At 40.9% G+C, this 13,327-nt stretch carries 13 protein-coding genes; 4 read left to right on the top strand and 9 right to left on the bottom strand.

Features of this window, described 5'->3' with window-relative positions; genetic code table 11:
* Positions 1-50: 50 nt before the first annotated feature.
* The 6 genes from ACN9MR_RS00620 to ACN9MR_RS00595 form a co-directional block, all read right to left on the bottom strand.
* On the bottom strand, positions 51-1,082 hold the full coding sequence (locus ACN9MR_RS00620; protein ID WP_426327707.1) for a response regulator: 1,032 nt from the start codon (positions 1,080-1,082) through the stop codon (positions 51-53).
* A 24-nt stretch (positions 1,083-1,106) separates the two neighbouring features.
* A complete protein-coding gene (locus ACN9MR_RS00615; RefSeq protein WP_057930574.1) occupies positions 1,107-2,297 on the bottom strand; it encodes a PAS domain-containing sensor histidine kinase in 1,191 nt (396 codons plus the stop codon).
* Between the two features lie 57 nt (positions 2,298-2,354).
* The gene (locus ACN9MR_RS00610; RefSeq protein ID WP_426327706.1) at positions 2,355-4,136 is read right to left on the bottom strand and encodes a hypothetical protein; all 1,782 of its coding nucleotides are present in this window, start codon (positions 4,134-4,136) and stop codon (positions 2,355-2,357) included.
* Between the two features lie 283 nt (positions 4,137-4,419).
* Positions 4,420-4,875 (bottom strand): pyridoxamine 5'-phosphate oxidase family protein, encoded by a 456-nt coding sequence (locus ACN9MR_RS00605; RefSeq protein ID WP_426327704.1) that lies wholly within the window; start codon positions 4,873-4,875, stop codon positions 4,420-4,422.
* A gap of 37 nt (positions 4,876-4,912) precedes the next feature.
* Positions 4,913-5,947 carry an alcohol dehydrogenase AdhP gene (adhP, locus tag ACN9MR_RS00600; protein ID WP_426327703.1) on the bottom strand — a complete coding sequence of 345 codons (1,035 nt, stop codon included), beginning with the start codon at positions 5,945-5,947 and terminating at the stop codon, positions 4,913-4,915.
* A gap of 53 nt (positions 5,948-6,000) precedes the next feature.
* On the bottom strand, positions 6,001-6,876 hold the full coding sequence (locus ACN9MR_RS00595) for a universal stress protein (protein WP_426327702.1): 876 nt from the start codon (positions 6,874-6,876) through the stop codon (positions 6,001-6,003).
* A 223-nt stretch (positions 6,877-7,099) separates the two neighbouring features.
* On the opposite strand from ACN9MR_RS00595, the gene ACN9MR_RS00590 reads away from it, so the two are divergent.
* A complete protein-coding gene (locus ACN9MR_RS00590; protein WP_426327701.1) occupies positions 7,100-7,465 on the top strand; it encodes a helix-turn-helix domain-containing protein in 366 nt (121 codons plus the stop codon).
* Positions 7,466-7,489: 24 nt separating this feature from the next.
* Here ACN9MR_RS00590 and ACN9MR_RS00585 read toward each other — a convergent pair whose 3' ends face one another.
* From ACN9MR_RS00585 to ACN9MR_RS00575, 3 genes are read right to left on the bottom strand one after another with little or no spacing between them, the layout of a single operon-like run.
* Positions 7,490-8,080 (bottom strand): YceI family protein, encoded by a 591-nt coding sequence (locus ACN9MR_RS00585; protein ID WP_426327700.1) that lies wholly within the window; start codon positions 8,078-8,080, stop codon positions 7,490-7,492.
* A 48-nt stretch (positions 8,081-8,128) separates the two neighbouring features.
* The gene (locus ACN9MR_RS00580; protein ID WP_426327699.1) at positions 8,129-9,445 is read right to left on the bottom strand and encodes a hypothetical protein; all 1,317 of its coding nucleotides are present in this window, start codon (positions 9,443-9,445) and stop codon (positions 8,129-8,131) included.
* Between the two features lie 23 nt (positions 9,446-9,468).
* Positions 9,469-10,086 carry a YceI family protein gene (locus ACN9MR_RS00575; protein WP_426327697.1) on the bottom strand — a complete coding sequence of 206 codons (618 nt, stop codon included), beginning with the start codon at positions 10,084-10,086 and terminating at the stop codon, positions 9,469-9,471.
* A gap of 689 nt (positions 10,087-10,775) precedes the next feature.
* Here ACN9MR_RS00575 and ACN9MR_RS00570 point away from each other — a divergent pair.
* From ACN9MR_RS00570 to ACN9MR_RS00560, 3 genes are all read left to right on the top strand, one after another.
* Positions 10,776-11,489 carry a S41 family peptidase gene (locus tag ACN9MR_RS00570; RefSeq protein ID WP_426327696.1) on the top strand — a complete coding sequence of 238 codons (714 nt, stop codon included), beginning with the start codon at positions 10,776-10,778 and terminating at the stop codon, positions 11,487-11,489.
* Positions 11,489-11,734, top strand: a complete 246-nt coding sequence (locus ACN9MR_RS00565) for a hypothetical protein (RefSeq protein WP_426327695.1) — start codon at positions 11,489-11,491, stop codon at positions 11,732-11,734. The genes ACN9MR_RS00570 and ACN9MR_RS00565 overlap by 1 nt, the downstream gene beginning before the upstream one ends.
* 372 nt (positions 11,735-12,106) lie before the next feature.
* Complete coding sequence (locus tag ACN9MR_RS00560; RefSeq protein WP_426327694.1) at positions 12,107-13,315, top strand: GAF domain-containing sensor histidine kinase; 1,209 nt, start codon at positions 12,107-12,109, stop codon at positions 13,313-13,315.
* Positions 13,316-13,327 lie beyond the last annotated feature (12 nt).

The following is a 13,327-nucleotide window of genomic DNA, read 5'->3' as shown; positions in this document are numbered from 1 at the left end:
GCGACTCCTTTAAGTCCAGCCCCACAATTACCAGTTAACTAATGATCGCACTACTGTTTAATATTTCTGAGTTTTTCGATCGAGCGGATATTTATGGCATTGCCTGTTTTATCAATCAGCTTTTCATCTTTAAAATCAGCAAGCATTCTGCTTACGGTTTCACTGGCAGTACCTACCAGCGCAGCAAGGTCATCGCGCGAAATTCTGATGGTACAGCTATCTTCAACACCGTCTCCAAATTTAGCGGCTACTTGCAGCAATGCTTCAGCTACACGTTTTCGTACCGATGAATAGGCCAATTGAAGCATTTGCTTTCCTTTATCGCGCACATTTCCAGACAGTAAAGCAATAAAAGTTTTGGATACGGCCTGATGGTTGAGCAGGTACTCCATAAAATCGGCTTTGGGGATCTGGATAATGTCTGATTCAATTAAGGTTGCTGCATTGTCTGTGTATACCTCGCCATTACACAAACTTTCATATCCAAAAAAATCGCCATCATGATACAAGCTCGACGAAAGTTCCCTGCCATCCTTAAAACGTTTGTACGTTTTTACCTGCCCCTTAACTACATAATAAAGATGGGTCGGTTCATCCCCTTCTACATAAATAATCTGTTTGTTGGCAATTGGCCTTGATTTACCCTTTTTACGGAGCTCGTCCATCACCGCTTCGCTATTGCCTGATGCTGCATTAAAGCCAGCTGATTGCTGTTTCTTTTTAAACCTGCTTTCTATGGCCTTAAAAAGTTCTATATCATCAAACGGTTTGGTGAGGTAATCATCTGCCCCCATTTCCATGCCTTTTCGCATGTCTGCCCGCTCAGTTTTTGCAGTAATGAAAATAAAAGGAATATTTGCCGTTTTCTGGTTTTTGTTCAGCAGGTACAAAACCCCATACCCGTCCAGTTCTGGCATCATGATATCACAGAGGATCACATCAGGCAAATGATTCAAAGCCATTTCTACACCTAACTTACCATGTTTCGCGGTAAAAGTTTCATAACCGGCCAGATCCAGCACTTCAGCAGTACTTTCCCTTATGTCGTCATTATCTTCAATAATCAAAACTTTCTTGTTCATGGAGGTTGAGTGTTTAATTGTAAATTATTTACCGAGCGCAAAGCTAAGCGTAAAAACCGTACCTGAATTTTGTTCGCTCTGACAGGCTACGGTGCCATTCATCAGACCTACATATCTTTTTACAATGTTCAGGCCTAAACCTGTGCCAGGGATATCGCCCGTATTGTGTGCCCTGAAAAATGGTTCGAACAGGTTGTGCTGGTCGACTTTTGGAATCCCTATACCATTATCTTTCACCTCTAAAATAAGTTCATCATCTTTTAAAATGGAATTGAACTGGATTAAAGTGTCTGCGCCAGAGTATTTTATCGAATTAGAAATCAGATTGATCACACAGTTTTTCAACAGATTTGGATCGAGGTAAACTTCGGCAGTTGTACCTGTATGTTCGTAAATAATATGCTGGTTCTGTTTGGTCATCATCTGCATTTCTTCCGCTATTTCTTCAGCAAAGCTGATGATATTGAAAGACTGGGCTGATGCTTCTACTTTTCCGGCCTCGAGTTTTTCAAGCGAGAGGAAATCGTTCAGGATAGTGGTAAGGTTATTAATCGAATTTTTGATTTTCAGCGTGTGTTTTTCTACGCTGGCCACATCATGTTTGGAGGTATATTTATCTATTAGAGAAGCCGATAACTGAATAGAGCTGAGTGGTGTTCTAAATTCATGCGAGGCCATAGAAACAAACCTTGTTTTGAGCTGATTAAGCTCCTTCTCTTTCTGAAAAAGCGCCTGCATATTTTCTTTGGCCATTTCGAGTTCGGATACCAGTTTAACCAGATCGTGTGTACGTTCTTTTATTTTAACCTCTAGTTTTTCGGTGTAACTTCTGATCTGCTCTTCATTGGCTTTTTCTTTACTCAGATCGTGGATAAAACCGGTATAAATTTTACGGTCGCTAAATTTTATTTCGCTTACCCCTAACCTGAAGGGGAAAACCGAGCCGTCTTTTCGTTTACCAGAAACTTCTCTTCCGGTTCCGATAATGTGTTTCTGCCCGGTATGTTCATATCTGGATAAGTAGCCATCATGGCGCGAATGATCGGGTTCTGGCATCAAAACCGATACATTTTTGCCTACCAGCTCTTCCCTTCCATAACCAAAAAGCTCAAGTGCAGCCGGGTTTAAATGTTCTATGAGTCCCTTATCATCTATGGTAATAATCCCATCAATGGCATTTTCAATAATTGCATCCAAAAATTTTGACCTATCCATGTAACACATCAGTATATCCTTGTAAATATAGAAAAGTTATTCCCGATCTTTTTTCTCTTATTCAACAATCAATCCGTCCAGTTTGTCTTTCGACTTTGCCAACTGCTCATATAATCCTTTTAATTCTCCAGATGCATGGTCTGCAACTTCGGCAAAAAGCTTTTTATAATAATTAATCCCCTCGGCCAGCTGGAGTTTGAATGCGTTTAACTGTTTGCTCTTTTTATCGCTAAAATGTTGAAGCTGCTGTTTAATATCATCCTGAAGATAATCGATATAGAGGTTAAGTTCTTTGATAAAAACATGTGGCCTTTCCACTTGCGCCAGCAGGTTAATTTTTCCGTAAATATGGCCAACCATTTCATCGAAAGAATATACGTCAGAAAAATAGGCCAGATTTGGCCCTGGGCAAATGGCTACTGCGGTGCTTTCTTTTGGTTTAGCCATGTCATGTTTCAAATAGGTGGCGGCGCACAAGCCCTCACAAAGGCAAACCTTTTCGGTGATCTGGTTAAACTGTTTTTGGTATTCATCTGCTGACAGGCCAGCGGTTTTGAGGCTTTTGATTTTTAAGTGCTGATATTCGCGGGATGCCGTACAGATGGCTTGCTCGGTAAATTCGGTATTGTTGCAAAGGTATTTTTTGGTACACGGGCTTCCTGGCCTGCCCTTTTCAATTCTTTCAGCCCGTTGTTTTTCTATACTGCTGTTTTTAAAATTATTAAACTGAATACCCAGCGGAGAGGCTCCACTTAGATAAAAATCGCTTTCTGTTGAGCTGGCCAACTGCGCCAATGTTTCGGCATCTACATTAGTTACTTCTGGTACCAATAGGAATGGGCTTCCCCAACCTGTGGCATCGAGATTGTAATATTGAAGGAGGAAATCGTGTTCTGCAGCCGTACCAATCCCCCCCTGAACACTAATCCGCTGTTTGGGCTGTTTTTCTGTTCGGATTCCCTTTTGCACCAATGCATATTGGTACATTTTAAAAAGCTCGGCAAGCATATCGTTTTTTTTGAGCTTAAATTCTTCCAAAATCGGCCCCAGTAAATACCCTTCTGTTGCAAATGCATGGCCACCACAGTTTAAGCCCGACTCTATCCTGAATTCTGAAACCCATAACCCCTTTTTCGCCAAAAATTTAGCCTGGATCAGTGCCGACCTGAAATCGCTTACTTTTAAGATGATTTTCTTTTTCAGCTTGCCATTTTCATCTGGAAAAAAGTCTTCAAAATTTTCCATGTAGCTGTATAATTTCGGGTTCATGCCAGCAGAGAGTACAACAGAGGCGTTTAGTTTACTTTCGGCAAAACCACGGAGTGCGGATAATGCATCGGTATTGGTATCGCCCGAATATTTGCCATCCACATAATTCATTTTATCTACCTTGGCCATGATGTTCACATCAATAGCCCCTACCCGCATCGCATTTTTTAAAAGTGCCTGGAAGGTCTGCTTGGTTTCACCTTCAGGATATTGCAACATCAGGTCATAACCATGCTTTAATTTAGCCGTATCGGGCAGTAGCTCAAAATAACGGCAAATGTCATTACCCGTGGCAAAATCCTGTTGTTTTAGGGATTTAAAATCGTTGGTTATGGTTTCCGACAAAAAGTTGAGGTAGGCCGTGATGCGTTTACTCCTGCTATCGGTTTCACCTTTGGGAATTGCTTCGAAATGAATCTGGCGGTTTTTTGAATGAAAAGCACGCATGCGCTCAATCAGTTCGTCATCAACAATAGATAGCACGGATGAAATACCGTATCTGGCAACTTTTAATGGCGTATCAATAGAATAGCCGAGGCCCAATACAGGGATATGGAATGAATGTGGCATGGTGTTTCGTTATGTAATCTGAGGTTGCATCATAAAGATAGATTTGTCATCCTGTCGAAGGACCTGCTTAAATACCCTTTAAGGTGTTTCGACAGGCTCAACATGACAGCATCTGAGGTGAAATCGCCTTTATGATACACCCACAATGGTTTCGACAGCAAAACTATTATAGTTGAACTGATCTGGAGATGATGCCTGTCAAAACAAAAAGTGAGGGAGATCACTTTTTAACGATTTATAATATGCCTTTTGGAAAGTTTGGGGTATATTTTGCTAAAACCGCTTATTCAATACTATCGTTTATCTCGAATCGACCTGTTTTAAGATGAAAGATAATTTTGAACACGATAATATCTTCATCATAAGTATCTTTCTTGCCAGTTCCATGCGATGGTTGCTCTGAAGGCGTATTGGTTAAAGGCATCATTCGGTGGATAATCCCCTGAAGTGCCCTTTGTTTTTCTGCAGCATCGATGATTTCTTCAAATTTGCCCCAGCACACCACACTCTTCCAGTTAAAGGTATCGCGGATCTGATCGGTTTGAAAGCAAACCTGAGGATTACTTTTCATCATCCTGATTTTTTGCCCTGGAGCAGAATGCGCGTAGACTGTGCCACTGCTGTACACATAATTGATGGGCACAATGTAACTTATCCCATGTGCATAGCAGGCCAAACGGCCAATATATTGTTCTTTAAGGAGCTTTTCTATGTCCTCTTCTTTTAATATCCCTAACATCTTCTTATTTTATTATTAAACATTGATCGATAAACACCTAATCACCAGAAATATCCAGAACAATCCGCCCCTCAATCTCACCCTTTTTCATCTGTCCGAATACTTCATTGATGTCTTCCAGTTTTGCTGATTTAACCTGCGCCCTTACCTTTCCATCTACCGCAAATTCGATGGCTTCCTGCATATCCTTTCTTGTGCCTACAATAGACCCCCTGATTGTTATTCTGTTCAATACGGTATCGAATATGGGAAGGGCAAAACTGCCCGGAGGTAGTCCGTTTAGCGATAAAGTACCTTTTCTGCGTAATGCCGAAAGCCCTTGACTAAAAGCAACAGGTGTTACTGCCGTAACCAATACGCCGTGCATACCACCGGTTTGTTTTTTAAGAAATTCACCCGGGTCATGCTCTAGTGCATTAACAACAATGTCTGCCCCCAGTTTTCTGGCCATTTCCAATTTATCGTTTGAGATATCAATCGCGGCAACCTGAAAGCCCATTGCCTTTGCATACTGAACCCCAAGATGGCCGAGCCCGCCAATACCTGATATGGCTACCCACTCACCTGCTTTGGCATCAGTTTCTTTTAAACCTTTGTATACGGTAACCCCGGCACAGATAATGGGCGCCATTTCTGCAAAATTTACATGCGAAGGGAAATGGGCAACGTATCTCGAATCGGCAATTACATACTCTGCAAAACCTCCATCAACACTATAGCCTCCATTCTGCTGCTCATAGCATAACGTTTCCCAGCCTGTTAAGCAAAACTCGCAACAGCCACAGGCACTGTATAACCATGGTACGCCAACTACATCGCCTTCTTTAACACTTTTAACATCATGTCCCATTGCAGCTACCAAGCCAATGGCTTCGTGGCCTGGCACCAATGGCATTTTTGATTTTACCGGCCAGTCTCCATTACAGGCATGCAAATCGGTGTGGCATACCCCACATGAAATTACCTTAACCAAAATCTCATATTGATTGAGCGGTCTAACCGGAAGTTCTTCTATAGCCAGTGGCCCTCCATATTCATGGATAACCGCGGCTTTCATTGTTTTAGGATACATATATTCTGTTTTACAATAGATTATAATAATTGAATTTTATCTGGTGATGACTACTACATGGGAATGTTATGTGATGGCGGTAAAACCAAAAGCGGGATCTGAATATGATCTGACATGTTTAGGGTATAGCTACCTTTAAGTAACTGATGAAAAAAACTATGTTTTCGGTGCACCATGGTCAGCATATCGATCTGTCCGTTTTCTACAATCCAGTTCAAGCCATCTTGAACCCGTTCACTGTTTACATGCCTGTGGTAGATATTTCTATAGTTAACCCGATCGGCAACCCGGTTTAAAAAATTTTCGGTTTCTTGTTTGTAAAGCGCTGGATCTGATTTTGAATTACCGGTATGTGTAATGAGTATATCGGCATTAAAAGGTTTTGCAAATTCGGCAAGTGTACATAAAACCGGGATATCGCTATGGCTAAAATCTGTGGCAAAAGCAATTTTTTTAGGTTTCTTAAACTTATATCCCGCAGGTATAAGCAAAACAGGTATTTCCTGTTCGATAATTTTTCTGGCAACACTGCCCATAAGTGTTTTGGTTAACTTATCTGCACGGTTTAGTCCGGCCACAACGAGGTTCATTTTACACTCAGCAAAATATTTACTGATCTCTTGTTCAACCTCGCCACGAACAGATCTCCCAAACACTTCTGCTTTAAAACCAAGCTCATGATGCGCCTTTTTATATTTTTCTTCAACTTTTTCAACCAGTTTGCTTAAGGCCTTTTTAGCATCATCTTCTATCAGCTTATATTCTTCAAGCGGCCATACCAGAGATGCGGCAGCAGGAGAAAATTCAGGAACCTGAAAAACATTTAACAGTTCTACCCTGGCACCAATACCATGGGCCAGATCAGTTGCATAATCGGCTGCGTTCTCTGCAGTTGCAGAGAAATCAACAGGTACCAGGATTTTTTTCATATTGTGCGCTGTTTAATTAAGCATAAAGTTTGTAAAAACCCGATGTTAAAAATATGAACGGCATCAGTTATTAAAATGATTCTTCCGGCGTTACCATTTAAGTGGCCGATCATTATTATGATATGCTAAAGAAATATTTAGACTAATTATCATTACCACAAAAAATGATTAAATCAGTATGCTTTCCGTAATTTCAATGTTTTAAAATTATCCGTTATACAAGATGAGTGTCCATATAGGCTTAATGATCTGGAAGGAAATGAAGCAGAAAGATATCTCTGTTTCAGACATTGCTGCCGCTCTTGAGATCAGCAAAACAAAGGCACAGGAAATGCTGAATACCGCAACGATCGATATTCTTACTTTGGTCCGCGTGAGTGAAATCCTGAACTACAATTTTTTCAGCTATTACGAAAATGGGAAGGTTTTCTCTAAGATAGAGTTACAGGAAAAAAACCGGCTAACAGCAGAAGTTGACCGCTTGAAGGCTTTGCTCAATGAAAAGAACAAAGCCCTTGAACTTCAGGAAAGGTTAAATAAGATTCAGCTCAGTACGATTTCACTGCTGGAAAAAGGACAGTTTAGATAAACACAATGCACTAAGACACCTGAATTACCCTGCGCGTTCTATTTTTAAAAAGAAAGCCACAACCAGTTGATCTTTAGCCTGGATGAGCCTGCCTATTTTTCTTGGAGGGATCAGATGAAAATCAGAAAAATTAATGGCCTGTTGCCCTATCAGCTCGATAGTATCTCGTTTAACATTTATCTGATAACAGATTTCGAATCTTTTTACTACCCCTGATAGTGTGATCTCCACATCGCCCTTAACAAAACTATTCTGACCTTCGGAAGGGATTTCTTTTAAGGACAGGAATTTGATCCTTAGCACCGGAAACCTGTTCTCCTGCAGTGTATTTAGTAGTTGTTTAGTCATCATCGCACTACTACAATCAAAATTTTTCACCTCCAGATTTAAGGTTCCTGAAAGCGCAATATGGTCTGCTTTATCCTTCGAAACCAGAACGGTATCGGTTTTGGGAAACCGCAGGATTACACAGGAAAAGCGGTTTATATTGGTTGATCCATTAACCGTTAGCATACTGTTTTCACTCACTACCCATCTTGAGGTATTTTTGGTTTTCACAGCAGGCCTCAAGCCGGCCAACAGCAAAAAAAGGATCGTTAACAGTGGCTTCATCATGATTTTTAAAGGCCGGAACAAAATTACTCCAGCCAAATTGTCAATTGGCTAAAACCCCACAACAGCCTGGATTACATAACCTTTAAATTTTCCTCCGCTCCGGAAATCTGCAGTTGGGAAATCTTTATATTTCTGGCTCACGTACTCGCCTTTTAACAATATGTTTCTGGTCATAAACCATCCCGCAGCAATAGCAATGCGGTCTATTTTTACATCATTATTATAAGTTATTGCAGGTGTTGTTCCGGCAGCTGGCACATTAGCCATTGCGGCGGTAACCACATTGTATTTTGCACCGATAAAGAAATTCTCTGTCTTGCCGAACCTGAAAACGCCATCTATTGCCATTTGCTCAGCTCCTCTGCTGCCTTCCTCTGTTTTTGATCTTCCCTTTGCGTTTTCATAAGTTGCAAACAGTTCTAGCCCCTGAAATTTTATAAATGCGTTTAGCTGAAGAGCATTGACTTTTTTGGTAAAACCAGGATTAAACCGTCCGGAGAAGGCATTGGTGGTATTTACTGCGCCAACTTTTTCCAGTACCATAAAATAGTTCGAGCCGGTACGGTCGCCGCCATATAAGGTCTGTCCGCCAGAACTGTTATTGCTATAATAAGAGGCTGCAAAACGCACCCTCAAATCGCTGTTCAATTGTTTATCAAAACCGCCTTTTACATAAACGGCTGGTGATTTGTTCACATTTGCATCTTGGGGAGTCGCGATCAGGCTATCGATATTACCTTTAATCATTCCATTGGAAACGCCGATTAAACCAAACAGTGCATTTTTTCTCACCAAAACTTCTCCGCCTATTTCGGTTGTAAATCCATCCATGATGTAATTTTCAATAAACGGGTTATAAATCGTTTGCCCGCCATCCGATCTGCGGAAATGCTGATCGCCATAGTTGATCTCCATGTGTCCGATTTTGATGGTTGTTACCGACATAATATCGTCCCACAGTTTGCCCTCAAACGGCAGCTTATCAAACTGGATATATCCACCCTTCACCCAGGTTTCGTTGTGGTGGCGGGAGGAAAGATAGCTCGTCAGATTAAGCCTGATCCCATCTGAGAGTTGTACATCCATGAACAGATTGGCATTGGCAGTATTAAAACCCGGGGTTATTTTATATAGTCCGCCCGATGTGTTTTCATGTTTCAGCCCTTGAAAAGACTGGGTAAACCCCGCACCAAAACGGACTTTTATTTTATCAAACACGGCATTGCTATCTTTGGGTGCTTCAAAAACATTAATACCGGATTTATCGTAAGGCCTGAGATTGGAAACCTGTGCCTGTACGCCAAAACTATACAAACTCGCAATTACTACCGTTAGGGCAGCAACTAGTGTAAATTTATTTTTCATGATTTTATCTTAGTGATGAACTGTTATTTTGCCACTGATGCCTTAACATAGTCGAACTCGAACCGGACAACGAGGTTGTTACCCACTTTCATTGCGCCAAGCATAAAACTTGGTGGTTCAATACCATAGTCGGTCAGCATTAATTGTTCGCTGCCATGGCAACTGATGGAACCATCTGCATTTACCAAAGCCATTACCGTCATTGAAAGGCTTTGTGTTTTCCCGGCAATGGTCAGGATTCCTGTGGCCTGAATCGAATACCTTTTTGCCTGTACCATGGTAACTGTTGCAAAAGTGAGCTGATAGCTTATCTTAGGAAACTCGGTTGCGTTAAGCGTTTTATAGGTACGGCCATCCATCGCAGATTTACCGCTTTTGAGGCTCTTTGCCGCCAGAGTAAATTTTAGGGCCGTTACATCTGTCATTTCACCACGGGCATTGAAGTTAAATGTACCTGTGCTTTCGAACTGTTTGGATGTCATCGACCAATCGTGAACATTGGATGTGCCCATTACCTTAACTGAATTGCTTGCTGTTTGCGAAAGCTGATATGTTGTTTGCGCCACTGTTACCAGCGGTGAGAGCATAAACAATAGGATAATAGGTCTGATTTTTTTCTGGAATATGTTAAATGTTTTCATAGCAGGGTTATTGGATTAAACTGTTGGTCAAACCTACCCTGTTCTGCGTCAAATTTTGTGAGGCGCACCAGATTGAAAACTGATAGTCATCACTTTTCACCACATCAACATTCTGAAAACCAATAATATAATTCTAAAAAGGACTTATCGGCTAAAGTTCAGCTGATTCCGCTCCAAACTGTGCCCTCAACTATTTGCCTTCCGGTACTAAGGGCATCATAAAGATTGACCAAAATATATCCAATCAGGCCGCGAGAGGCCCAATGTCATTAAGTTAAGCGCCGAGATTGTCAGTCTGTCCGAAGGACTCCTGTGGAGAGCGTAGTCGAAGACTTCTTGAGATGATAAATCGCAAATAAATGCCCTTCGACTACGCTCAGGATGATATCTTTTTGGGATTTATCCTATAAAAACTGATGACTTTAATATCAAAACAACCCTAAAAACTGCTACTATCTTATTAAAGATTATGTTAGATTTTTTGCAGACAAACATTTTTCATTGACATACCTCAACAAGGATGATTACGAAAAAGAAACCGTAGCTGTAAACGAATCTTATTTTAAAACACTGAAACCGGGTATTGGCGCTGAAGGTATTTGGATAAACGCGGACAGTTCAATTACCCTGGGGATAAAAAAATTTCCGGGCAATGAATATAAGGCTATCGTACTTAGTGCAAGGATAGTATGCTCCACAGGGGACTTGTTTATTTTACGCTAAAACAGCACCAGAAAGGCTATCTGCTAAATCAGTACAATGTATTTAACAGTATAGATTTTTATGTCCAGCAAAGGGGCGGCCTGTTGCAGCTGTGGAATTTTTCATTTTTTGGAAGGGTTTTCCCAAATGAAATGACTGCAAAAGAAAAAAAGGAGTTAGGTACATGGAAAAACAGCAACAATGGCCTCGATTATTCTCGGTTGGACGAGGAAACCAGTTATATCAAAATCCCGACCTTCTTTAATAACGACAGTAAGATCGAGAAATTAGTAGCAGCAAATGATAAAGCTATCAGGAATAGTAAGTACCTGATCATAGATCTGCGTGGAAACGGAGGGGGTAATTCCGGCTGGAGCTTTCTCTTACCCTACGTTATGACCAACCCGATCAAACAGGACAGCCCCCTACTTCGCATTTCACATGACAATGTCCGGCTCAAAAGATCAGAGCTTGAGTATTTCGTCAAAAATCCAGTACCTATAGATCTAAAAAAATACTATACTGATCAATATGTAGCTAATCTCAAAAAAATCTACGAAGAACTCACATCTGCCAAGGACACCTTTTATCAGATCCCTGGATTAACGATCCCCCTTGATTCTGTTCTTGGCAGCCCTGCTAAAGTTGCACTAATTACCGATGAACTTTGCGGTAGCTCTACAGAATACTTTTCCATTTAATGAAACAAAGCAAAAAGACAACACGGTTCGGTAGCAATAGTGTAGGCATGATGGATTACGAAGGCCCAATATCACCAACACCGCTTCCGTGCAAAATGCTGATACTCATGATGCCGGTTTCAAAATCGAGCTGGACTGATAAGAAGCCTATTGATGCAACCGGGTTCAGTCCTGATGTTAAGCTAAACATACCAGGCGATCAGTGGGTTGAATACATTATCAAAGACCTCAAAAGGAAAAACTGAATTAAGATGAGTTAACCCTTTTTCACAATTTTCTTTAGGGAGGTTTTAAGCTTTATGCGAATTCCCCACTAGTAACCCTTCTTTCCTGAAGTCATTTTTTTTGAAGGGCATGGTACAGAATAACTACCACTCCATAAATTGGATTAAGCCCAAACCAATAAAAGGCATAAAATTGGCTCCAGGATTTGCGGCCCATAAGATATCCCTGTTCAAGATTCTACCATTACTGCCAACAAGAATATAATTAAGAAACATATAAGTTGTGTTCCTGAATTTTTGCCGTCAAAACCGTATCTTCGGCATGTTTTTGATAGGACAATAGTACGCCTATATATAAGCAAATGGTCATTTCCACATTAGAAACATAAACCCATGTCTGAAATAAATTATCCTGTACCATATAATGAATCCGAAAGGCTTTTAAGGTTGTCTGATCTCGATATTGATTACGGAAGCCTGTCTGAAAGTTTTAAAGACCTCACCCATCTGGCCGCGAAAGTAGCCGGTACAGAAATCTCATTAGTTAACCTCATCGACGCCTATACCCAGTGGACGATAGGTAGACATGGCCTTGATTTACAGCAGATGACCAGGGAAGAGTCTGTTTGCCAATACACGATTACACAAAACGATCAGTTCGAGGTACCTGATCTTTCGGCAGATGACCGCTTTAATAAAAATTTCTATGTTGGTGCTCCGCTGTCCCTTCGCTATTATTTTGGTGTACCACTTAAGGATAACGACGGATTAAACATCGGCGCCCTTTGTGTGCTGGATACCGGATTGAAAACATTGAGCCCGGAAAAGATTGAGCTATTGAAGATCATTGCTGCGGAAATCATGAACAGGATAAAAACCTATCAGACCATGGAGTTGCTGCAAAATAATTTAAAAGATCTTAAGGAATCGACCAAAAAAGTTGCTCATGATATTCGCGGACCCATTGCAGGGATAATAGGTTTATCAGAAATTATTACTGAACAAGGAAAAAGTGCCAATTTAGATCAGGTAATTGAGTTTATCAAATTAATTCATAGTGGAAGTAAATCAATTTTAGATCTTGCCGACGAAATACTTTCTGATAATGATGAAGTGAAAGGTCCAGGTGTTAATGAATTTGACCTCAGCAGTTTCCGCACCAAGCTTCAGGAGCTTTACGAACCGCAGGCAACCTGTAAAAAGATCAATCTGAATATCAATATTAACCCAGACAAAAAAAATATTGTTTTTTCGAAAAACAAGCTGCTGCAGATTAATGGGAACCTGATTTCCAATGCGGTAAAATTTACTCCCAGCGGGGGTACAATAACCGTAGACCTTGACGTAGTGGTGAAACCGGAAGCAAATATTTTACGGATCGTGGTTGCCGACAGTGGCGTCGGAATTATGGAAGACGAAATTGTACAAATCTTAACAGGAGGTATTGGCACAAAACAAGGCACCGGAGGTGAAAAAGGTTACGGATTTGGCTTATCGCTGGTAAAACACCTAATTGACAAACTAAATGGTGAAATGCTCATCACCTCTGAAAAAGGACAGGGAACAGTCTTCCGTATTGAACTCCCTCAACGCCATTCATAATTTTTTGTCTGC

This window comes from Pedobacter sp. R-06 (assembly GCF_049913135.1).
GTDB lineage: Bacteria > Bacteroidota > Bacteroidia > Sphingobacteriales > Sphingobacteriaceae > Pedobacter.
Note: the sequence above shows the minus strand (reverse complement) of the source record. Positions and strands in the feature narration are given on the sequence as shown.